Origin of the sequence: Kribbella aluminosa (assembly GCF_017876295.1) — a bacterium.
GTDB classification, from domain to species: domain Bacteria; phylum Actinomycetota; class Actinomycetes; order Propionibacteriales; family Kribbellaceae; genus Kribbella; species Kribbella aluminosa.
The window spans coordinates 3,286,617-3,307,760 of sequence record NZ_JAGINT010000001.1; the positions used below are offsets into that span (position 1 = coordinate 3,286,617).

Consider the following 21,144-nt stretch of genomic DNA (forward strand, 5'->3'; position numbering starts at 1 on the left):
GAGGGCCGGTGGGATGAGTTTCCGGCATCGGTTGCGGCGGGACTGGCCGTTGCTGCTGATGGTGTTGCCAGTGGTGGTGCTGCTGGGCGTGTTCCACTACTTCCCGACGCTCGGGAACGTGATCGCCTTCCAGGACTACTCGCCGTACGCCGGGATCCGGGGCAGCGACTTCATCGGGTTCGCGAACTTCAGCCGGATGTTCTCCGAACCCGCGTTCTGGAAAGCGGTCGCGAACACGCTCTCCATCACCACTGTCCAGCTGATCTTCTTCTTCCCGATCCCGATCGCCCTGGCGCTGCTGCTGAACAGCGTGCTGTCGGCCAGGATCCGCGGCCTGATCCAGGGCGTGGTGTACCTGCCGCACTTCTTCTCCTGGGTGCTGGTCGTGTCGCTGTTCCAGCAGATGATCGGCGGCGCCGGCCTGCTCGCCCAGACCCTGCGCGACCACGGCCACTCGGCGGTCGACCTGATGACCAAGCCCGACACATTCATCCTGCTCGTCACCGCGCAGTCGGTCTGGAAGGACGCCGGCTGGGGGATGATCGTGTTCCTCGCCGCGCTGTCGACCATCAACCCGGCGCTCTACGAGGCCGCCGCGGCCGACGGTGCGAACCGCTGGCGCCGGCTGTGGCACATCACCCTGCCGGCCCTGCGGCCGGTGATCGTCCTGCTGCTCATCCTGCGCCTCGGCGACGCGCTGACCGTCGGCTTCGAGCAGTTCATCCTGCAACGCAGCGCGGTCGGCGGCGGCGCCGCGGAAGTCCTCGACACGTACGTCTACTACCAGGGCCTGCTGGTCGGCGACTTCGGCTACGGCGCCGCCGCCGGCCTGTTCAAGGGCGTCGTCGGTCTCGTTCTCGTCCTGGCGGCCAACCGATTCGCCCACCTGGTGGGCGAGCAGGGGGTGTATTCGAAATCATGACGGCTCGAGCTGTCTGGGAGGAAGAGCCGACCGCGGTCGGCCGGGTGGGCAAGCCGGTGGTGCTGGCGTTGATCGCACTCGCCGTCGCGTTCCCGCTGTACGTCGTCGTGGTGACGAGCCTGTCCACCACCGAAGCCGTGACCCGTGCCGGCGGGCTGGTCGTGATACCGCGGGAGCTGACGATCGCGGCGTACGTGCAACTGCTCTCCGGTGGTGTGGTCACCCGGGCGTTGGTGATCAGCGTCGGGATCACCCTCGTCGGTACGGCGTTCAGCCTGGGGATCACGGTCCTCGCGGCGTACGGGCTGTCCCGGCCGGGGTCGTTGTTCCACCGGCCGCTGTTGTTCGTCGTACTGCTGACGTTCCTGTTCGGGCCGGGCATCATCCCGAGCTACCTGGTGGTCAACTCGCTCGGACTGATCGACCACTACGCGTCGCTGATCCTGCCCGCGGCGATCTCGGGGTTCAACCTGATCGTGATGCGGTCGTTCTTCATGGGTATCCCGGGCGAGCTGATCGACAGTGCGCGCATCGACGGGGCGGGTGAGTTCGCGATCCTGCGCCGGGTGGTGCTGCCGCTGTCGAAGGCGGTCGTCGCGGTGGTCGGGCTGTTCTACGCCGTCGGGTACTGGAACGCGTTCTTCAACGCACTGCTCTACATCAACGACAACTCGAAGTGGCCGCTGCAGATGGTGCTGCGGACCTACATCGTGCAGCAGCAGCCGCTGCCGACCGGAGCCGGTGGAGTGGCGTCCGGTGTCGGCCTCGGCCTGCAGGCGGCCCCCGGGCTGGCGATCAAGATGGCGATCGTGGTGATTGCGATCGTGCCGGTCCTGCTGGTCTACCCGTTCATCCAGCGGCACTTCCAGAAGGGCGTCATCATCGGCGCGGTGAAGGGATGACCATGGCGCTGTCACGGAGGACCTTTGTTGCCCTAGGCACCGGTACGGCGCTGGCGGCCGCGGCCGGGCCTGCCGATGCAGTCGGCGCCGAACGGCCGGATCGGTACCGCTGGCGGAACGTCGAGATCGTCGGCGGCGGCTTCGTCACCGGGATCGTGCACCATCCGCGCAAGCGTGGCCTCGTGTACGCCCGGACCGACATCGGCGGCGCGGCGCGCTTCGACCGGCGGACCCGGCGCTGGGTGCAACTCCTGCACTGGATCGGCTGGGACGACTGGAGCTGGACCGGTGTCGAGAGCCTCGCCGTCGATCCGGCGGATCCCGGCCGGCTGTATCTTGCCGTCGGCACCTATACCAACGAGTGGTCGCCGATCAACGGCGCGATCCTGCGTTCCCGCGACCAGGGCCGGACCTTCGAGCGCACCGATCTCCCGTTCAAGCTCGGCGGCAACGAGCCCGGTCGCTCGATGGGCGAGCGGCTGACCGTCGATCCCCGCAACGGCCGTGTCCTGTACTTCGGCACCCGGAACCAGGGCCTCTGGCGCAGCAGCGACCGCGGCGTCAGCTGGGCCCGTCTCGACAGCTTCCCGGTCAGAGGTGCAGCGGGAATCGGCATCGGGTTCGTGTTCGCCGATCCGCGCGACGGCACGGTGTACGCCGGCGCCGCGGATCCGGCAGCCCCGCTGCATCGCAGTACCGACTCCGGCCGCACGTGGGCAGCGGTTCCGGGACAACCCACCGGGCTGCTCCCGCACCACGGCGAGTTGGGTGCCGACGGCAACGTCTACGTGACGTACGGCGATCTGCCCGGACCGTACGAGATGTACGACGGCGCCGTCCATACACTGAACACCGCATCGGGGAAGTGGACCGACATCACCCCGCTCCACCCGAACACCGGCGGCGAGGCCGGATTCGGGTACGCCGGTCTCGCGACCGATCCGCGCCGCCCGGGAACCGTGATGGTATCGACGATGGGCCGCTGGGGACCGGTGGACGACGTGTTCCGGTCCGTCGACGGCGGCCGGACCTGGCACTCGATCGGCGAGCGGATCGTCCTCGACACGTCCGGAGCGCCGTACCTGAACTTCCACGGCACGCCGAAGCTCGGCTGGATGATCGGGGCGATCTCGATCGACCCGTTCGACTCGGGCAAGGTTCTGTACGGGACGGGTGCGACGATCTTCGGAACCGACGACGCGACCGAGGCCGAGGCAGGGCGCGCCACGCACTGGTCGGTCCGCGCACAGGGGCTCGAGGAGACCGCCGTCCTCGACCTGATCAGTCCGCCGTGGGGGCCGCCGTTGATCAGCGCCCTCGGGGACATCGGCGTCTACCGGCACGACCGGCTGGATGTCGTACCGGCCGACGGGCAGGCGTCGAACCCGGTCAGTGGGACGTCTCCGAGCCTGGACTACGCGGCGCTCGCCCCCGGATTCGTCGCCAGGCTGGCGAACGCGGCGGCCGGCGAGCGTGGTGCCTACTCGACCGACGCCGGGCGCAGTTGGCAGCCGTTCGCGGCCGAGCCTCCCGGTATGACGCAGACGGGGCGCGTCGCGGTCGGCGCCGACGCCCGGACGATCCTCTGGGCGCCGGGTGACGTCGTCGCGCACTACTCCCGTGATCGTGGCGCGACCTGGGTCGCCGTCGCCGGTCTGCCCGCCGGCGCGGTGCTCGCCGGAGATCGGGTCGACGGGACCGTGTTCTACGGGTTCGATCCGGCCACCGGTACGGCGTACCTGAGCACGAACGGCGGCGCCACCTTCGCCGCGACGGCAACCGGACTTCCGACGGGGGCCGGGAAGCTGGAGACCGTACTGGATCGGGCCGGGCACTGCTGGCTCGCGGCCGGTGCCGGTGGGCTGTACCGGTCCGTCGATCGCGGTTCGACGTACTTGCCGGTGACAACGATCGAGGAGGCCTACACGATCGGCTTCGGCAAGGCGGCGCCGGGGCACCGGGAAATGGCCGCGTACACGTCCGGCAAGGTCGCCGGTGTCCGCGGGATCTACCGGTCGGACGACGGCGGCGCCTCCTGGGTGCGCGTGAACGACGACCGGCATCAGTACGCCTCCACCGGTGACGCGATCGCGGGTGATCCGCGGGTCTACGGGCGGGTGTACCTGTCCACGAACGGATTCGGGATCCCCTACGGTGAGCCGCTATGAGACGACTGTGGTACGGCGGCGACTACAACCCCGAGCAGTGGGATCCGCAGGTGTGGAAGGAGGACGTCGCGCTGATGCGGCAGGCCGGCGTGAACCTGGTGACCGTCGGGGTGTTCTCGTGGTCGTCGCTGGAGCCCGCGCCGGGGCGGTACGAGTTCGGCTGGCTCGACCAGGTGCTCGATCTGCTGTACGACGGTGGCGTGAGCGTCGACCTGGCCACCCCGACGGCGTCGCCGCCGCCGTGGTTCAGCCGGCTGCACCCGTCGGCGATGCCGGTGACTGCGGACGGCGTACGCCTGACGCACGGCAGCCGGGACACGTACTGCGCGTGCGCGCCGGCGTACCGCGACGCCGCACGAGGGATCGCGCGGGCGCTGGCCGAGCGGTATCACGATCACCCGGCGCTCGCGATGTGGCACGTGCACAACGAGTACGGGACCGTGTGTCGTTGCTCGCTGGCGGCGGGGCGCTTTCGCGAGTGGCTCCAGGAGCGGTACGGCGACCTCGACCGGCTCAACGAGGCGTGGACGACCGCGTTCTGGAGCCAGGGGTACGCCGACTGGACGGACATCGAGCCGCCGCGGAAGACGCAGTACCTGGTGAATCCGGCCCAGTTCCTGGACTACCGGCGATTCTGGTCCGACGAGCTACTGGCCGCCTTCCTCGAGCAGAAGGCCGAGCTGCGGACGTTCTCGGAGCTGCCGATCACGACCAACTTCGTCTTCGGCGGCTGGGTGCCGGTGAACCACGCCAAATGGGCCGAGGCGGTCGACGTCGTGGCCATCGACAACTATCCGGATCAGACCGGGATCGGCGCGGAGGAGCAGACCGCGTTCGCCGCGGACCTGGCTCGGTCGTGGGCCGGAGGCAGGCCCTGGCTGCTGATGGAGCAGGCGGCCGGGACGCTCAACGACGGTCGCCGGTTGCAGGCGAAGGAGCCGGGCCGGATGGCTCGGCACAGCCTGTCGCACATCGCGCGAGGCTCGCAGGGCGCGTTGTTCTTCCAGTGGCGGGCGTCGCGCGGCGGGTCCGAGACGTACCACTCGGCGATGGTCCCGCACGCCGGGCCCGACAGCCGGATCTTCCGGGAGGTCGCGGAGCTCGGCGCGGTGCTGCCACAGCTGGCGGAAGTTGCCGGGAGCAAGGTCGAGGCCGAGGTCGCGATCCTGTGGGACGCCGAGTGCTGGTGGGCGATGCAGGGTACCCACCTGCCGTCGTCGGCGCTGGACTACCTCTCCGCGGCCCGATCCGCGCATCGGCACTTCTGGCGCGCCGGTGTGACGGTCGACTTCGCGTCCCCCGGCGCGGACCTCTCGTCGTACAGGACAGTTGTCGTCCCCAGCCTGTATCTGGTGAGCGACGAGGTCGCGGCGGCGCTCACCGCGTACGTCGAAGGTGGCGGGCGGCTGGTGATCGGCTATTTCAGCGGGATCGTGGATCCCGAGCTGCGGGTGCGGCTCGGCGGGTATCCGGGTGCGTTCACGCGGCTTCTCGGCGTCCGGGTCGAGGAGTTCCACCCGCTGCCGATCGACGGCGAGGTCGCTTTGTCGTCCGGTGGGCGCGGGCGCGTGTGGAGCGAGGACGTGCGGGCGGTGTCGGCCGACGTGATCGATCGGTACGCCGGTGGCGTGCTGGACGGCAAGCCCGCGATCACGCGTCACGAGCTGGGCGCGGGCGTCGCGTGGTACGTGTCGACCGAGCTGGACGACGAGACCGCCGCGAGGCTGCTCGGCCTGCCTGTGTCGCTGACGTCGCCGGTCGAGACGGTACGGCGGCGGTCCGGCGAGACCACGTGGACGTTCATGATCAACCACGGTGACGCCGAGGTCGCCGTACCGGCAGAAGGGGGCGAGCTGGTCGTGGGGGAGCTGCCGTTGCGGCCTGGTGGTTACGCGGTGGTGAGATCGTGCTGAGGGGCCTGGCAGCTGCTCTGCCGGGGCGCGAGCGCCGGTGGCAGCAGAGTCAGCGCGGGGACCTCGCCGCCGTCGAGCTTCGTGATCAGCGACTCGACCGCCTGAGCGCCGATCCGCTCGGCCGGGATCGAGACCGACGACAACTGCGGAACCTGCCGCTCGGCGACGTCGTCCGCGCAGATCGCCACCAGCGACATGTCTTCGGGCACCCGGCGGCCGAGCCGGCGCAGGACGTCCAGCAACGGCCCGATGATCGGCTCGTTCTGCACCACCAGTCCGGTGATGTCCGGGTGCTCGGCGAGCAACTGCCGGACCGTGTGCAGGATCGCGTCGAAGGTGTGCTCACAGGGCGTTTCGACGCCGAGTACCCCGCGCTGTCCGGCGGCCTCCGCGAAACCGGTCAGCGTACGTTGCGCGAAGCCCGTCTGCCGTTCGTACACCGCGGACGGCGTACCGAGCAAGGCCAGCGAGCGGTGGCCGAGGTCGGCCAGGTGGTCGACACAACGCGCGCCCGCGGCAACGAAGTCCAGGTCGATACAGGTGAGTCCGTCGGCGTCGTCGGGGTAACCGATCAGCACCGAGGGCATCGGCAGCTCCCGCAGCACGGGGACCCGTGCGTCGTGGAGCTCGATGTCCATCACCACGAGCGCGTCCACCAGCGAGCTCTGCGCGACCCGCTCGAGGCCTTCCGGTCCTTCGTCGGCGGTCAGCAGCAGTACGTCGTGGTCGTACCGGCGGGCCGTGGTCACGACCGCGGTGGCGAACTGCATCATCACCGGTACGTGCATGCCGGTGCGCAGCGGGATCACCAGCGCGAGCACGTTGGACCGCTGACTGGCCAGCGCGCGGGCGCTCGCGTTCGGGCGGTAGCCGAGCGCGTGGACACTGCGCTGCACGCGCTCACGGGTGTCGGTCGAGATCGTCCGCTTCCCGCTCAGCACGTACGAGACCGTGCTGGCCGCCACGCCGGCGTGCCGCGCGACATCCGCGATCGTGACCACGTCGTTCCCTTTCCCGAGCTTGTCCCAGTTCTACCCCAGTCGAAGCGCTTCGACACCCCCTTGGCTTCCCCTGCGTTCGCCCAAGGCCCGGCCGCCGGCCGGGCTCGACGAGAGGAACGGAAATGCAGAGATGGTGGAAAGCAGCACTCGCGGTACTCACAGTACTGGCCGCCGGCCTGGTGACCGCGGCACCGGCCCACGCGGCGGCGTGGTCGTCGTCGGACAAGTTCGGCAGCTGGTCCAACGGCGGATACACCGTCCGCAACGACGTCTGGGGCAGTGGCGCCGGACCGCAGACCATCTGGGCCAACTCGTACAGCAACTGGGGTGTCTGGGCCGACCACCCGAACACCGGCGGCGTGAAGTCGTACCCGCACTCCGCCCGGAACATCGGCAGGCAGATCAGTGCCCTCGGCACCCTGACGAGCAGCTTCAACGTGACGCGGCCCGGGAGTGGGTCGTACTCGTCGACCTATGACATCTGGGCCGGCAACAACGCCTACGAGATCATGCTTTGGATGAACAAGCAGGGCGCGGTCGGCCCGATCGGCAGCAAGCAGACCACCGTCTCGGTCGGCGGCCACACCTGGGACGTCTACCGCGGCAGCAACGGGGCCAACGCGGTCTTCTCGTTCGTCCGCACCGCCGGCACCAACTCCGGCTCGGTCGACGTCAAGGCCGTCCTCAACTGGATTCGCGGCCAGGGCTGGATGGGTGACACGACCGTCGGCGAAGTCCAGTTCGGCTTCGAGATCACCTCGGCGTCCGGCGGCCTGAACTTCACCACCAACTCCTATTCCGTCACGTCCAGCTGACCAACGCGAGCGACCGGAGACGGCGGGGTCGTCCTGACTTGGCTGAACGTGATGCCGAGCAGTATCAGGGCGAGCCCGCCGACCTGCCGGAGCGTCAGTACGTCCCCGGAGACCAGGACCCCGAGCAGTACGCCGGTGACCGGGTTGAGCAGCCCTATGAGGCCCACCGTCGTGGCGGGGAGTCTACGGAGGCCCGCGAACCAGGCCGTGAACGCGAGCGCGGTCGCGACGATTCCGACGTACACGAAACCGGCGACCGCCGGGAGGCCGAGGTGTGGTGGTCTGCCCTCGACCAGGACCGCGAACGGGATCACGACCAGGCCGCCCGCGATCAGTTGCCAGGCGGTCGTGGCGACCGGTCCCTCGTCGGCGCGACCCCACTTCTTGGCCAGCACGTAGCCGAACGAGGACATCGTCAGCGCCGCGCCGGAGGCTGCGACCCCGCGGAGGTCGACGGCCGCCGATCCGGTGCCGAGCAGCAGTACGACGCCCGCGATGCCGGCGGTCGCACCGGTGAGGACGAGAACGGTCGGGCGCTCCGCGAGCAGCCCCCAGGCGAACAGCGCCATCGTGAAGGGCGCCGCGGACATGATCGTCGACGCGAGGCTGACCGGGAGCAGCTGCGACGCGAGGTAGATCAGCGCGAAGAACGCGCCCATGTTGCAGATCCCGAGCACCAGCGAGCGCCACCACCAGACGCCGTGCGGGAGTTGCCGGGCGAGTGCGAGCAGCAGGAGCCCCGCGGGCAGGGCACGGAACACCGCGCCGTACAAGGGATGTCCGGCCGGCAGGTACTCGTGGGTGACGAAGTAGTTGGTGCCCCAGGCGATCGGTGCGACCGCGGTGACCAGTGTCCAGCGGAAGGTATCTTCCATGGAAAACACTATATCTTCCCGGGAAGATATAGTGGAACCCGTGGACCACGTGGCAAGAATCCAGGCGGAGTGGCGGGCCGAGCGGCCGGACCTGGACACCGCTCCGCAGGGCGTGATCGGCCGGCTGCACCGGATCGCCAACCAGCTGACCGCCGAGCTGACGCTGCTCTACGCCCAGTTCGGGCTGACCGAGGGGGAGTTCGACGTGCTCGCGGCGCTGCGCCGGGCGGGAGCGCCGTACGAACGGGCGCCGGGGGAGATCGCGCTGCACACGATGGTGACCACCGGTGCGGTCACGAAGCGGGTCGACCGGCTGGAGACCGCCGGTCTGGTCCGGCGGCGGCGCAGCGACGCGGACGGCCGCGGGCGGGTGGTGCGGCTGACTCCCGCGGGGCGGCGCCTGATCGACAAGGCGTTCACCGCCCACATGGCCAACGAGCAGCGGCTGCTCGGTAGCCTCGGCCCCGCCGAGCGGGCGCAGTTGGAGGCCTTGCTGACGACCTGGCTCGGACATCTCGAACCGCCCGGCTGAATCGCCGGGCCGAATCACAGCGCCGGCACGTGCGGCAAAGGTGCGCCGGTTTGCGTACTAGTCGTATATTGCCTGCTCAGGGCCACCGTACAGCCGGTGTCCCGTTGAAGTTTCAGGAGTGTGAGTGGGCGGACCACATGTCGTCATGCTCGTTGCGAACGACATCACCAACGACACCCGGGTACTGAAGGAAGCCGTCGCTCTGGGGAAGGCGGGCTACCGGGTGACCCTGCTCGGCGTGACGACCGCCGGGCGTACGTTGGTGGACACCATCGAGGGCGGGGTCGTGATGATCCGGCTGCCGGGGCGGTTCGTGCTGCGCGACGAGCGGAACCGGCGGCGGTTCGAGCGCCGCAGCCGGCGGCTGCTCGGGGTCCAGGCGGACCCGGCGCGCTCGGCCCGGATCGCGGCGCGGGTCGCGGACCTGCGGGCAGAGTCCGGACGGGCACTGGCCGGCCGCCGCTCCGGCACGATCGGGCGGGTGGGCTTCCAGGCCGGACGGGTCGCTCGCGCCGTACGCCGCCGCCGTTGGCAGCTGGCGCAGACGGCGTTGTCGTCCGGGGCGTGGCTGACCGACTACGAGAGCCGGAAGGCCTCGGACCTCTGGCAGTGGTGGGACGGCTGGCTGCCGGCCCGGCGCGGGATGGTGAACTGGCGTTCGATCATCCCCGAGGCGGACGACTACGAGGCGATCTTCGCCGACATCCTCGACGACCTGCATCCGGACGTCCTGCACGCCCACGACATGCACGTGATCGGTGTCGCATCCCGCGCCGCCGGCCGGGCCGCGCTGCGCCGGCGGACCGTGAAGGTCGTTTACGACGCCCACGAGTACGTCGCCGGCCTGTCGGAGTACGGCGGCCGTACGCCGCGCACGATCGCGGCCTGGGCGCAGCACGAGCGTGAGTACATCAAGACCGTCGACCGCGTGGTCACGGTCAGCCCGGAGATCGCGCGGACGCTGCACACGAAGTACAAGCTGGACCGCGAGCCGACCGTCGTGATCAACAGTCCGCAGCTGTCCACGGACGCCAGGTCCGCCACCGACATCCGGACTGCGGCCGGGCTTCCGGACGACGTACCGCTGCTGGTTTACAGCGGTGGAATCACCCGGGCGCGCGGGGTCGAGACCGCGGTCGCGGCGCTGCCGTCGCTGCCGGGCGTCCACCTGGCCGTGGTCTGCGTACCGCACGCGGGGACGCGCCCGGTCGCGGAGCTGCGGGACCAGGCGGCCGAGCTGGGCGTCGCCGACCGGGTGCACCTCCTGGATCCGGTGCCGACCTCTGAGGTGGTGCCGTTCCTGCGTACCGCCGACATCGGCCTGATCCCGATCCTGCGGTACCCGAGCCACGAGATGGCCCTGCCGAACAAGGTATTCGAGTACACGTTCGCCGGTCTGCCTGTCGTCACCAGCGACATGCCGACGCTGGTGGAGTTCGTCGGCAAGACCGGGATCGGCGAGGTGTTCGCGGTCGAGGACCCGGACGACCTGGCGGCCGCCGTACTGCGGATCCAGCGCGACCCGGCGGCGTACCGGGAGCGGACCACGGATCCCGGGCTGCGCAAGGAGATGTCCTGGGAGGCGCAGGCCGGTCACCTGCGCGACCTGTACGCCGAGCTGGCCGGGCCGCCGGAGCGCGCGGAGGAGCCGGCCAAGCTGGTGATCGGGCCGATGGGCGCCGCTGCGGCCGAGGTGTGGGCCCGCGAGCTCGGCCCGGTCGCGAGCATCCGCGAGAAGGTCACGCTGCGCGACCTGGACGGCATCACGCATCTGCTGATGGAGGACTGGCAGTCGATGCTGGAGAGCGAGCAACTGGTGACCGACCTGCCGCTGCTCGCGGCGGCCCGGGTCAAGCACGCGGTCGTCGTGTACGGACGCGTCGATCGGGAACAGGTCCGCCGGAAGGCCAGGGCGTACGGCGGAACCGTCTTCGTCACCGATCGCGTCATCGCGGACGATGTCACCGGCACTCGGTGGTTGCCGGCAGGCCCCGCGGGGACCGAAGTGCTCCGGGCCTTCCTGGCCGAGTGACACGCCGGGACCCGGCCTGTCGCCAGGTGAGCCGATAGGAGATGATGCCGACCGTGACCGGACCACAACGCGAGCTCGCGCTGACGCCGTCGGAGGCCGATCCGGCCATCGCCGGCCTGACTGTCGGGCTCGGTGGGCCGTCCGGCCGGTTCGCCCGGCTGAGTTCGTCGTGGTGGACACCGCTGCGGATCGCGCTGGCCGTCTGCACGATCACCTTCGGCCTCGGCGTCCTGCAGAAGGCGCCGTGCATGGAGTCCGGCTGGGACCGGCAGAGCTGGCGGCCGTTCAAGGCGCTCTGCTACTCCGACATCGGGTTCCTCTACCAGGAACGTGGCTTCGCGGAGGGGAACCGGCCGTTCCTGGACACCGGTAACTACCCGGTCCTGGAGTACCCGGTGCTGACCGGCGGCTTCATGGAGGTCGCGGCGCAGATCACCTGGCTGATGACCGGCGACCCGAAGCAGGACATCACCGTCGAGCAGAAGCGCGACGCGGCGGGTGTGTTCTTCGTGGTCAACACCGTGATGCTGTTCCTGTGTGCGTTGCTGATCGTGGGTCTCACAGTCGCCACCGCGCGCGGCGTCGCGACCCGCCCGGGCGCGGCCCGCGGGCAGCCGCTGAACGCCCTGTACGTCGCCGCGGCACCCGCGCTGGCGTTGACGTCGACGATCAACTGGGACCTGTTCGCGGTCGCGTTGACGGCCGGGGCGATGTGGGCCTGGTCGCGCGGGAAACCGATCTGGTTCGGCGTACTGCTGGGGCTCGGGACCGCGGCGAAGTTCTACCCGTTCCTGCTGCTCGGGCCGTTGCTGATCGTGTGCCTGCGTGGCCGGAAGCTCGGGTCGTGGTTCCAGGCGACGATCGCGGCGGCGGTCGCCTGGGGGTTGGTGAACGCGCCGATCTACCTGCTGGCGAAGAACGAGTGGCTGTCGTTCTGGCAGTTCAACGACCAGCGGGAGAGCGACTACGGCTCGATCTGGTACGTGCTCAAGCTCGCCAAGCACGAGGTCGCCGACGTCAACCAGCTGAACCTCGTGATCTTCGCCGGGCTCTGCTTGTCGATCGCGATCCTCGGGCTGATGGCGCCGCGGCCGCCGCGGTTCGCACAGCTCGCGTTCCTCGTGGTGGCGGCGTTCCTGCTGATCAACAAGGTCTACTCACCGCAGTACGTGCTGTGGCTGCTGCCGCTGGTCGCGCTGGCGCGGCCGCGGCTGCGGGACTGGCTGATCTGGCAGGCCTGTGAATGCTTCTACTGGATGCTGGTGTGGATGCATCTGGCGCAGTTCCTGCAACCGGGCGATCCGAACGTGCCGGACCGGATCTACTGGTTCTCGGTGCTCCTGCGGATGGCCGGCACGCTCTGGCTGATGCTGGTGGTCGCCCGCGACATCCTGCTCCCGGAGAAGGACCCGGTCCGGCAGGGTGACCTGGTCGACGACCCGTCGGACGGCGTCGGGTCACGGGCGCTCGCGACCGCCTGATGAATGTCTACTAACTAGATCATATTTCGAGACAAAGGCTGGGCGGGGTCCGCGGCGATCTACCGTCGGTGTCATGAGGCCGACGCTGACCGTGATCGTGGATCCCGCCGACCGCTGGATGAGCCGCGCCGCGTGTATCGGCCAGGCGCCGGCGTACGACGAGACCGCGTCGCGCTGGGAGCAGACCAAGGCGCGCGAGCTGTGCCGGTCGTGCCCGGTGCTGGAGGAGTGCCGCGAATGGGCGCGGCGAACGAAGTACACCGGAACGGCCGCCGGCGAAACCCTCCTCTACGGGCGTCGCCGGGGCCACCCGGAGTCAGCTGCGAGTTAGAGCCGTCCGGCGACTGCGGCTGCCAGTTTGTGGACGGCGGCGGGGGACTGCTGGAAGAACAGGGACGGCTCGATGAGTTCGATCTCCATCAGCAGGAACCTGTGGTTGACCACGACGCCGTCGACCCGGGCGTAGACCGGAGCCGGGCCGGAGGCGGTCAGGGCGGCGCGCGCGCCCTCGAGTACGGCGGCGGGCGGGTCCGTGAGGGCGGTCTGGCCGCCGTACGACTCCTGGACCCGGTAGTCGCCGTCCGCGGGGCGCTTCACGACCGCGTGGCTGAACTCGCCGTCGAAGAACAGCAGCGACCACTCACCCTCGGACTGGATCTCCGGAACGAACGGCTGCACCAGGTACACCAGGTCCGGCAGGTCGGCGAGCGTCTGCTCGAGCTCGGGGGAGCCTGCGACGCCACGGACCGTGTGCAGGGCGTTGCCGCTCACCGTCGGCTTGATCACGATCTGCCGGCCGGTCAGCCCGGCGACGACCTCGCGCAGCAACGCGCCTGCGGCGACCTGCGACGGGACGATGGACACGCCGCGCTCGCGGAGCTCGAGCAGGTACTGCTTGTCGCTGTTCCAGCGGACCAGTCCGGTGTCGTTCAGCACCGGTACGTCGGCCTTGTCGAGCTGGGCGAGCCACTCGGTGAACTCGGCGTACAGCTGGAAGTAGTCCCACACCGTGCGCAGCAGGACCGCGTCGTACGCGGACCAGTCGACCGACGGGTCGGTCCAGACCTCGACCACCGGCTCGAGGTCGTGCGCCCGCAGCGCGTCGAGCAGCGGGCGGTCGTCAGGGTGCAGCCCGGCGAGTTCGGCCGAGGTTGCGAGGGCGATGCGTTTCGTCACGCCCGCCAGTGTTCGTGCGCAGGGGCGGTGCGGTCAAACCTGATTCGGCAACGAAACGGTGACGGATCGTGACGGCGCTGACAACGACGGCGGCCGCGGCGAGGTAGACCAGGCCCTGGCGGGTGTCGTGGCCGTAGCTCGCGTAGGCGAGGTAGGCGGCGAGCGGTACGGCGATCCACTCCGGGCGCCGGGCGAGTGCGGCGAGGGCGATCAGCGGGAGGCCGTACCAGGGGTACGTCGGCGTGGCGATCAGCAGCGCGGCGCCGTACAGCCAGCAGCAGGTGAGCGCGATCGGGTCGCGTTTTGTGCGATGGAAGGCGACTGCGGCGAGGGCGATCGCGAGGACCGCGGCGACGAGCTGGCGGGCCCCAGGAGGCAGCAGGAGCGCGAGAATCGCCGATCGGGAGCTGCCGTCGTCGAACCCTTCCTGGTTGAGGTAGCCGGGGAGGAAGCCGAGTACGAGGGTGCCGACGGCGAGCAGGTGCGGGACGTACGTCGCGATGAAGGTGCTCAGGGCAACTATCGGTCGGCGGCGGCGGAACGCGGGGAGAAGCAGCAGGGGGAGGAGCTTCACGCTGCCGGCCGCACCGAGGAGGATCGCGGCGAGCCGTGGGCGGCGTGCGGTGGCGATCACGGCGGCGGTGATCAGCAGCGCGGCAAGGACGTCGACGTGGGCCGCGTTACCGGCTTCGAGGGCGACGATCGGTGACCAACCCCACAGGGCGGCCCAGCGGGGACTCTGTACGGCGAGTAGCCAGGTGAGTGCGATCGCGATCAGCGCGGCCGCGATCTGCAGCCCGAGGGTGCCGGCCGACCAGGGCGTGAACAGCGCGACGGCGGCGAAGTACGCCTCCGCAACCGGCGGGTAGATCGTCGGTACGCCCGGCCGGTTGATCCGCGTCCGCACGTCGTCCACCGGCAGCTGCGCCGGATCCTTCGGGATCCCGCTGACCCCCGACGGCTCCTTCGGCGACAACCCCGGAAACAGGACCGGATCCCGCAACTTCGCGAGCGCGTCGTCGAGCGGCACATACCGGTACGGCGAATACCCCGCGAGTTGCACGCGCCCGTCCCACACGTACCGATAGGCATCCGTACTGGTGATCGGCGCCTCCAACACCCCCGGCACCTGACAAGCCGCCGCCACAACCACCACACCCGCCAAACTCAACCCCCGCCCAAACCGCCACACCAACCCCGCAACCCCAGCAGCCCCCATCACCAGCACCCCATCCCCCCACCACCCCCGCCCCACCATTCCAATCACCACCGCACACACCACAACCGCAACCACCGCAGCCCCAACCACCGCAACCCGAACCCCAAACCCGCCACGCCCTTCCAGGGGTGGCGTTTCAGGGGTTAACCCCTGAGCTTGCCCGTTGGCACCTTGTATGCCGGGGGGAGAACCGGCCAGTTGAGGGGTTAGCCCCTGGGTTGGGTGGTTGACGGTTGGGGTGAGGGGAAGTGGTTGGGCTGTTGCGGGGGTTAACCTCTCGGGTTGCCGGTTGGCCGGTTGCATGACGGGGGGAGGACCGGCCGTTTCGGGGGTTAACCCCTCAAACGAGGCCAGGCGGTGGGGGTCGGGGGTGGTGGGCATCAGGCGGTCCGGCGGAGGGTCAGGAAGGCTCGGTGGGGGGTGCGCCAGTCTTCGGTGGGGTGCAGGGGGGTGGAGCGGGCGTGGCGGAGGAGGGTACGGGCTCCTACTCTTGCCCAGGGCAACGGGGTGGAGCGGCGGCCGGTGGAGGTGTGGAGGATGATCGGGGTGCTGTCGTCGAGGTCGTCGTCGGGGTCCACCTCGACCAGGACGAGGCCGTCGGGGCGGACGAGTTCGGCGCAGCGGCGGAGCAGGTCGACGGGGTCGCCGCCGATGCCGATGTTGCCGTCCATCAGCACCACGCTGCCCCAGCGTCCCTCACCGGGCAGCGGTTCCTGCACCGGGCGATGCAGCGCGGCCGCCCCGCGCGAGGTGGTCAGCGACACCGCCCGCGGCGACACGTCCACCCCGAGCGCCGGGATCCCGCGTTCCGCCAGCGCCGTCACGATCCGCCCGGGCCCGCACCCGATGTCCAGCACCGGCCCCTCGCACCGGCTCAGCGCAAGGCGGTCCACCTCGTCCGCCGGCGCCGACCACCGGTCCAGCTCCGACAGCGACGGCACCGTCCGCCCATCGATGCCCGTGGCAACGACCCGCGCCGTACCGCCGAGCGCCTGCTCGAACAGCAACCCCGGATGCGCCGAGTACAGCAGCCGCGCGTACAACCGCGACACCCGCAACCCCGGGAACTCGGCCGCGAGGTACGCCGCGTCCTTCGGCGTGTCCATGTCCCGCAGCGTCGGCAGCATCCCGACCCGCAGCCCCAGCGCCCGCAGCCGCCGCAGCTGATCCCGCCCGGTGTGCTCGGTCGACATCGGTACGCCGACCAGCGCCCGGCGATCCGGCGTACGCAGCCCGAGACACCAGTACCCACCGTCCTCGGTCAGCCCGAGCACCGCGTCGTACCCACCCCACTCGAACCCGAGCAAATCCGGGGCCACCTGCGGCGTGTCCATTCCCACCAGCAGCATCGGCGACCCGTCGTACGCGTCCTCGAACGCCGCCGCGATCCGCTCCGCCAGGCCGTCCCCGCGCTGCGCCACCACCTCGAACCCGCCCGGCAACCACGACCCCGGCGAACCCTCCAACGAGATCACCCGCCGCGCGCCCGTCGCCCGTACGGCGCTCAACGTGTCGACGAGCGACGCCCGCGCCAAGGCCGCCGCCTCCCGCGGCGTGAACTCGGTCTGCAGCCGCGTCTTTACCCGCCCTGGCACGGGCTCCTTCGCGATCACGATCACCGTGCCCTTCACCGGCCCGGTCATGAGCGAAAGCCCGGTGACCGGCCGGGGCGGTGTCGCGCCATCAGCGCAGCACCTTGGACATATCGAGTACGGCGCGCGCCGCGCCCAACGGCGTGCCGGTGACCTTCGAACGCCCTGAGCGCGGCAGGTAGTCGACGTCCACCTCCGCGATCCGCCACCCGGCGTCGGCCGCCCGGACGACCGTCTCCAACGGGTACCCGGACCGCCGATCCGTCAGCCCCAGCCCGAGCAGCGCCGTACGCCGTGCCGCCCGCATCGGCCCGAGGTCATGCAACGAAGCACCGGTACGTCGCCGGATCCGCCGCGACAGCTCCGCGTTCGCGAGCCGCAGGTGCCACGGCCAGGCGTCCCGCGACACCGGACGCCGGCGCCCGACGGCCAGGTCCACGCGACCGCTCTCGACCGGCGCCGTCACCCGCACCAGCTGCCGCGGATCGAGCGAGGCGTCCGCGTCCATCACCGCGACCACCTCCGCCGAGGCGGCCTCCAGCCCGGCGTGGCAGGCAGCGCCGTACCCCTTGACCTCGCACGCCACCACGGTCGCCCCGAGCCGGGCGGCGACGGCGGCCGAGCCGTCGGTGGAGCCGTTGTCGACGACGATCGCGCGGACGCCGTCCGGGAGCCGTTCGAGGATCCAGGGCAGGGCGGCCGCCTCGTTCAGGCACGGCAGGACGAGATCGACGGACATGGTTCGACGGTAAGTACGAACCCGTGCCGCCGGGGCCGCGACTCGGCTACGGGTCGCTTACGGCGTACTGCGTTCCGGCGCCGGTGCGGCTCCGGGCCGCGCGGAGGATCTACGCTCGGGGCGTGGCTACTCGTGTGCTGGTCGTGGACGACGACCCGACCGTGTCCAACGTCGTCTCGGCGTACCTGACCAAGGCCGGGTACGACGCCCGCGTGGTCGCGGACGGCCTGTCCGCGGTCGAGGTCTGGCAGCAGTGGAAGCCGTCCGTCGTCGTACTGGACGTGATGCTTCCCGGCCTGTCCGGCCTGGAGGTCCTGCGCCGGTTGCGCGCGGCCGACGACGGCGCCGCGGTGATCATGCTGTCCGCGCGCGGCGAGGAGGAGGACCGGCTGGTCGGCCTCGAGGTCGGCGCGGACGACTATGTGGTGAAGCCGTTCAGCCCGCGGGAGCTGACGCTGCGGGTGCAGGCGATGGTACGGCGTGAGGAGCGGCTGGCCGGGCTGGACCTGACACCGACGAAGCTGAGCGCGGGACCGGTCACGGTCGACACCGCGGCGCGGCGCGCGTACCTCGGCGAGGAGGAGTTGTCGCTGACGCACCGGGAGTTCGACCTGCTCGCGTACTTGGTGTCCCACGCCGGCAAGGCGTACACGAAGGCCGAGCTGTTGCGGCGCGTCTGGGGCTGGGACTTCGGCGACTCGTCGACGGTCACGGTGCACGTACGGCGATTGCGCGAGAAGATCGAGGCGGATCCGTCGGACCCGAAGCTGGTGCTGACCGTGCCGCGTACCGGGTACCTGTTCGCGGGTGACGCCTGATGAAGGCTGGACATGAATAAGGATATGGCGACGATCCTCGCCCTCACCACGCTGTGGACGCTGGTGGTGGGGGTGGTCGGGGCCGTGGTGCTGTGGCGGTTCCGGCGCCGGTCGCTGCGGATCACGATGATCGTCGTGGCGCTCGCGCCGATGGTGGCCGCGCTGGCCGCCGTACTGCAGAGCGTGCGGGCGATGTTCATCTCGCAGCACGACTCGTGGGTGGTGCTGTGGACGCTGGCGTTCGCGTCGCTGCTCGGGCTGGCGATGTCGGTCCTGCTCGGGCACTGGATCAGCACCGGCTCTCGGGACGTCGGGCGGCGGCTGCGGCATCTCGGTACGTCGTACGAGGCGCCCGAGATCGGCGGCGGGGCGGTGCCGGCGGAGCTGGCCGAGCTGACGAACGAGCTGGAGATGACCCGGATGAAGCTCGCCGCGTCGCACGAGCGGGAGCTGGCGCTGGAGACGAGCCGGCGGGAGCTGGTCGCGTTCATGTCGCACGACCTGCGGACGCCGCTGGCCGGGTTGCGGGCGGTGTCGGAAGGGCTCGAGGACGGTGTGATCGACGACGTACCGGGCGCGCTGCGGCAGATGCGGTCGACGGTGGACCGGATGACCGGGCTGGTCGACGACCTGTTCGAACTGTCCCGGTTGTCGGCCGCGCCGCCCCCGCGCCGCCGGTCCGCCGTGAGTCTGCGGGAGCTGGCGGAGGACGTCGCGGGGGAGAACAACGCGCACGCGCGGGCGGAAGGCGTACAGCTCGCGCTGTCGACGCCGGGCGGCGACGATCGGCTCGCCGTCCAAGGGGATCCGGACGAGCTGACGCGCGCGGTCACCAACCTGGTCGGCAACGCGATCCGGCACACGGCATCGGGTGGGACGGTCACGCTGGCGGTCGATCGGGAGACCGACGGCCGTGTCCGGCTCGCCGTCACGGACGGCTGCGGCGGTATCCCGGCCGACGACCTGGACCGCGTCTTCGACGTCGGCTGGCGCGGCGACGAGCAACGCACTCCTGAAACAGCCGCTGCAGGTTCAAGCGGCGGGGGCCTCGGCCTGGCGATCGCGCGCGGGGTCGTCGAGTCCCACGACGGGAAGATTGCCGTCAGCAACGTCGACGGCGGCTGCGCCTTCGAGATCGATCTACCACCCGTGCACAGCTAAGTCCGACAGGCCGGTCGTCAGGTCGTACGTCGGTTTCCAGCTGAGGTCGGCCTTGATTCGGTCGGACGAGGCGGTGATGTGGCGGACGTCGCCGAGGCGGTACTGGCCGGTGACGATCGGCGGCGGGCCGTCGTACGCCGTGGCGAGTTCTGCGGCGACCTCGCCGATCGTGGTCACCGTGCCGCTGCCGACGTTGTACGCCGTGAACGCCGGCTGCTGGGGGAGTGCGGCGGCTGAGCGGACGACCGCGGTGGCGATGTCGTGGACGTGGACGAAATCGCGGCGCTGGCGGCCGTCCTCGAAGACGCGGGGTGCTTCGCCGCGTTCGAGCGCGGACCGGAAGATCGCGGCGACTCCGGCGTACGGGGTGTTGCGTGGCATGCCTGGTCCGTAGACGTTGTGGAACCGCAGCGCGGTCACCCGGCCGCCGGTCTCACGGGCCCAGGTGGCGGCGAGGTGCTCGCCGTTGAGCTTGCTGGCCGCGTAGGCGTTCCGCGGGTCGGGTACGGCGTCCTCGGTGACGAGGCCGGGGCTCAGGGGTTTGCCGCAGTACGGGCAGGGCGGCTCGAGCCGGCCCGCGTCGAGGTCGTCCGTACGGCGTGGTCCCGGAGCCACGGGTCCGTGGTCGACGCAGTCGTAGCGGCCCTCACCGTAGACGACCATCGAGCTGGCGTAGACGAGGTTCCGGATACCGCCGAGCGACTTGAGCAGTACGGCGGTGCCGAGGCTGTTCGAGGACACGTAGTCGTCGATGTCGTCCAGCCGGACCCCCAGGCCGACCTTCGCAGCCAGGTGCACGACGGTGTCGATCCCGTCGTACGTCCGCTCGTCCCGCACATCCCCGACGATCAACCCGTCCCGTGGCTCGGGCTTGCTCGCGTGTACGTCCGCCCGAAACGAGTCGAGCACGACAACCTCATGCCCTTCCCCAACCAGCTCCCGCACCACATGGCGCCCGATAAACCCGGCGCCGCCGGTCACCAGCACCCTCATCGCACAGCACCTCCGGCGACAGCTGGTGCGACGGCTGTTCCGTCGAGGGTGTGGTGGCAGGGGCAGTCGGTGGTGGGGCCGGCGAGTTGGGGGATGACTGTCCGCAGAAGTTGCTGCAGGCGCTGGATGCTGTGCTGGAACGCTTCGAAGACCTCCGCCTGGGTGACTCCGGAGCCGGTTTCCACGCCGGCGTCGTGGTCGGTGACGACGGCGATCGACGTGTAGCAGAGTGCCAGTTCGCGGGCGATCGCGGCTTCGGGTGCGCCGGTCATGCCGACGACGGACCAGCCCTGCGCGGCGTGCCAACGGGACTCGGCGCGGGTCGAGAAGCGTGGACCGTTGATCACCACCATCGTGCCCTCCGGTACGACGTTGCCGCTGGCAATCACCGTGGCACGACCCGCGGGACAGTACGGATCGGCGGCATCGACGTGCACGACCTCGTCGTACACGGTCTGCTCGCGCCCCCACGTGCGGTCGACGTACTGATCCGGGACGACGAACGTGCCCGGTGTCAGCTCCGGCTTGAGCGAGCCGACCGCGCACGGAGCGAGCACCTGCCGTACGCCGAGCTCGCGGAGCGCCCACAGGTTCGCGCGGTAGTTGACGCGGTGCGGCGGGAACCGGTGGTCCGCGCCGTGCCGCGGGATGAACGCGACCGGCCGGCCGTCCAGGTCCCCGACCACCGGGGCCTCGCTGGGTGCGCCGAACGGGGTGTCGAGCTCGACCCGCTCCGCGCCGGACAGGAACGAGTAGAACCCGGATCCGCCGAGTACGCCGATATCAGCCATGGAAGCGACGCTAG

19 protein-coding genes are annotated in these 21,144 nt (G+C 70.3%); 11 read left to right on the forward strand and 8 right to left on the reverse strand.

Annotation, left to right across the window (positions count from 1 at the left end):
- Positions 1-13 precede the first annotated feature (13 nt).
- The 4 genes from JOF29_RS15740 to JOF29_RS15755 are packed head-to-tail and all read left to right on the forward strand — an operon-like array spanning position 14 to position 5,905.
- Entirely contained in the window at positions 14-922 is a 909-nt protein-coding gene (locus tag JOF29_RS15740) for an ABC transporter permease (RefSeq protein ID WP_209694941.1), read from the forward strand.
- A complete protein-coding gene (locus JOF29_RS15745; RefSeq protein WP_209694942.1) occupies positions 919-1,824 on the forward strand; it encodes a carbohydrate ABC transporter permease in 906 nt (301 codons plus the stop codon). Before JOF29_RS15740 ends, JOF29_RS15745 begins: the two co-directional genes overlap by 4 nt.
- 2 nt (positions 1,825-1,826) lie before the next feature.
- Entirely contained in the window at positions 1,827-3,992 is a 2,166-nt protein-coding gene (locus tag JOF29_RS15750; RefSeq protein ID WP_209694943.1) for a WD40/YVTN/BNR-like repeat-containing protein, read from the forward strand.
- The gene (locus JOF29_RS15755) at positions 3,989-5,905 is read left to right on the forward strand and encodes a beta-galactosidase (protein WP_209694944.1); all 1,917 of its coding nucleotides are present in this window, start codon (positions 3,989-3,991) and stop codon (positions 5,903-5,905) included. The genes JOF29_RS15750 and JOF29_RS15755 overlap by 4 nt, the downstream gene beginning before the upstream one ends.
- On the opposite strand, the gene JOF29_RS15760 is transcribed toward JOF29_RS15755, so the two are convergent.
- On the reverse strand, positions 5,881-6,906 hold the full coding sequence (locus JOF29_RS15760) for a LacI family DNA-binding transcriptional regulator (RefSeq protein WP_209694945.1): 1,026 nt from the start codon (positions 6,904-6,906) through the stop codon (positions 5,881-5,883). The two genes, JOF29_RS15755 and JOF29_RS15760, sit on opposite strands and share 25 nt — an antisense overlap.
- 122 nt (positions 6,907-7,028) lie before the next feature.
- Between JOF29_RS15760 and JOF29_RS15765 the strand changes: the two genes are divergently transcribed.
- On the forward strand, positions 7,029-7,721 hold the full coding sequence (locus tag JOF29_RS15765; protein ID WP_209694946.1) for a glycoside hydrolase family 12 protein: 693 nt from the start codon (positions 7,029-7,031) through the stop codon (positions 7,719-7,721).
- Here JOF29_RS15765 and JOF29_RS15770 read toward each other — a convergent pair.
- Positions 7,700-8,596, reverse strand: a complete 897-nt coding sequence (locus tag JOF29_RS15770) for an EamA family transporter (RefSeq protein WP_209694947.1) — start codon at positions 8,594-8,596, stop codon at positions 7,700-7,702. The two genes, JOF29_RS15765 and JOF29_RS15770, sit on opposite strands and share 22 nt — an antisense overlap.
- Before the next feature lie 40 nt (positions 8,597-8,636).
- On the opposite strand from JOF29_RS15770, the gene JOF29_RS15775 reads away from it, so the two are divergent.
- The 4 genes from JOF29_RS15775 to JOF29_RS15790 all read left to right on the forward strand — a co-directional run bounded on the left by JOF29_RS15775 (position 8,637) and on the right by JOF29_RS15790 (position 12,972).
- Entirely contained in the window at positions 8,637-9,128 is a 492-nt protein-coding gene (locus JOF29_RS15775) for a MarR family winged helix-turn-helix transcriptional regulator (RefSeq protein WP_307863368.1), read from the forward strand.
- A 124-nt stretch (positions 9,129-9,252) separates the two neighbouring features.
- The gene (locus JOF29_RS15780) at positions 9,253-11,160 is read left to right on the forward strand and encodes a glycosyltransferase family 4 protein (protein ID WP_209694949.1); all 1,908 of its coding nucleotides are present in this window, start codon (positions 9,253-9,255) and stop codon (positions 11,158-11,160) included.
- A gap of 44 nt (positions 11,161-11,204) precedes the next feature.
- Positions 11,205-12,641: a glycosyltransferase family 87 protein gene (locus JOF29_RS15785; protein ID WP_209696150.1), complete on the forward strand. Its 1,437-nt coding sequence runs from the start codon at positions 11,205-11,207 to the stop codon at positions 12,639-12,641.
- A gap of 73 nt (positions 12,642-12,714) precedes the next feature.
- Positions 12,715-12,972 (forward strand): WhiB family transcriptional regulator, encoded by a 258-nt coding sequence (locus tag JOF29_RS15790; protein WP_209694950.1) that lies wholly within the window; start codon positions 12,715-12,717, stop codon positions 12,970-12,972.
- On the opposite strand, the gene JOF29_RS15795 is transcribed toward JOF29_RS15790, so the two are convergent.
- From JOF29_RS15795 to JOF29_RS15810, 4 genes are read right to left on the reverse strand one after another with little or no spacing between them, the layout of a single operon-like run.
- The gene (locus JOF29_RS15795) at positions 12,969-13,817 is read right to left on the reverse strand and encodes an ATP-grasp domain-containing protein (RefSeq protein ID WP_209694951.1); all 849 of its coding nucleotides are present in this window, start codon (positions 13,815-13,817) and stop codon (positions 12,969-12,971) included. The genes JOF29_RS15790 and JOF29_RS15795 overlap by 4 nt on opposite strands.
- Complete coding sequence (locus tag JOF29_RS15800) at positions 13,762-15,417, reverse strand: MptA/MptB family glycosyltransferase (protein WP_486327222.1); 1,656 nt, start codon at positions 15,415-15,417, stop codon at positions 13,762-13,764. The genes JOF29_RS15795 and JOF29_RS15800 overlap by 56 nt, the downstream gene beginning before the upstream one ends.
- Positions 15,417-16,679 (reverse strand): DUF2064 domain-containing protein, encoded by a 1,263-nt coding sequence (locus JOF29_RS15805; RefSeq protein ID WP_209694953.1) that lies wholly within the window; start codon positions 16,677-16,679, stop codon positions 15,417-15,419. The genes JOF29_RS15800 and JOF29_RS15805 overlap by 1 nt, the downstream gene beginning before the upstream one ends.
- A gap of 40 nt (positions 16,680-16,719) precedes the next feature.
- Positions 16,720-17,367 carry a glycosyltransferase family 2 protein gene (locus JOF29_RS15810; protein ID WP_209694954.1) on the reverse strand — a complete coding sequence of 216 codons (648 nt, stop codon included), beginning with the start codon at positions 17,365-17,367 and terminating at the stop codon, positions 16,720-16,722.
- A 122-nt stretch (positions 17,368-17,489) separates the two neighbouring features.
- Here JOF29_RS15810 and JOF29_RS15815 point away from each other — a divergent pair, with 122 nt between their 5' ends.
- On the forward strand, positions 17,490-18,185 hold the full coding sequence (locus JOF29_RS15815) for a response regulator transcription factor (protein ID WP_209694955.1): 696 nt from the start codon (positions 17,490-17,492) through the stop codon (positions 18,183-18,185).
- Positions 18,186-18,197: 12 nt separating this feature from the next.
- Positions 18,198-19,346, forward strand: a complete 1,149-nt coding sequence (locus JOF29_RS15820; protein WP_209694956.1) for a sensor histidine kinase — start codon at positions 18,198-18,200, stop codon at positions 19,344-19,346.
- Here JOF29_RS15820 and JOF29_RS15825 read toward each other — a convergent pair.
- Both JOF29_RS15825 and JOF29_RS15830 read right to left on the reverse strand, forming a co-directional pair.
- Positions 19,326-20,339 (reverse strand): NAD-dependent epimerase/dehydratase family protein, encoded by a 1,014-nt coding sequence (locus JOF29_RS15825; protein WP_209694957.1) that lies wholly within the window; start codon positions 20,337-20,339, stop codon positions 19,326-19,328. The two genes, JOF29_RS15820 and JOF29_RS15825, sit on opposite strands and share 21 nt — an antisense overlap.
- Entirely contained in the window at positions 20,336-21,130 is a 795-nt protein-coding gene (locus JOF29_RS15830) for an S-methyl-5'-thioadenosine phosphorylase (RefSeq protein ID WP_209694958.1), read from the reverse strand. Before JOF29_RS15830 ends, JOF29_RS15825 begins: the two co-directional genes overlap by 4 nt.
- Positions 21,131-21,144 lie beyond the last annotated feature (14 nt).

Bases quoted from the DNA above. Each gene is read 5' to 3' on its own strand.
- JOF29_RS15820 (WP_209694956.1), top strand. From the start codon at position 18,198: ATGAATAAGGATATGGCGACGATCCTCGCCCTCACCACGCTGTGGACG.
- JOF29_RS15740 (WP_209694941.1), top strand. From the start codon at position 14: ATGAGTTTCCGGCATCGGTTGCGGCGGGACTGGCCGTTGCTGCTGATG.
- JOF29_RS15750 (WP_209694943.1), top strand. From the start codon at position 1,827: ATGGCGCTGTCACGGAGGACCTTTGTTGCCCTAGGCACCGGTACGGCG.
- JOF29_RS15765 (WP_209694946.1), top strand. From the start codon at position 7,029: ATGCAGAGATGGTGGAAAGCAGCACTCGCGGTACTCACAGTACTGGCC.
- JOF29_RS15770 (WP_209694947.1), bottom strand. From the start codon at position 8,596: ATGGAAGATACCTTCCGCTGGACACTGGTCACCGCGGTCGCACCGATC.
- JOF29_RS15790 (WP_209694950.1), top strand. From the start codon at position 12,715: ATGAGGCCGACGCTGACCGTGATCGTGGATCCCGCCGACCGCTGGATG.
- JOF29_RS15755 (WP_209694944.1), top strand. From the start codon at position 3,989: ATGAGACGACTGTGGTACGGCGGCGACTACAACCCCGAGCAGTGGGAT.
- JOF29_RS15800 (WP_486327222.1), bottom strand. From the start codon at position 15,417: ATGCCCACCACCCCCGACCCCCACCGCCTGGCCTCGTTTGAGGGGTTA.
- JOF29_RS15810 (WP_209694954.1), bottom strand. From the start codon at position 17,367: ATGTCCGTCGATCTCGTCCTGCCGTGCCTGAACGAGGCGGCCGCCCTG.
- JOF29_RS15825 (WP_209694957.1), bottom strand. From the start codon at position 20,339: ATGAGGGTGCTGGTGACCGGCGGCGCCGGGTTTATCGGGCGCCATGTG.
- JOF29_RS15785 (WP_209696150.1), top strand. From the start codon at position 11,205: ATGCCGACCGTGACCGGACCACAACGCGAGCTCGCGCTGACGCCGTCG.
- JOF29_RS15745 (WP_209694942.1), top strand. From the start codon at position 919: ATGACGGCTCGAGCTGTCTGGGAGGAAGAGCCGACCGCGGTCGGCCGG.
- JOF29_RS15805 (WP_209694953.1), bottom strand. From the start codon at position 16,679: ATGACCGGGCCGGTGAAGGGCACGGTGATCGTGATCGCGAAGGAGCCC.
- JOF29_RS15830 (WP_209694958.1), bottom strand. From the start codon at position 21,130: ATGGCTGATATCGGCGTACTCGGCGGATCCGGGTTCTACTCGTTCCTG.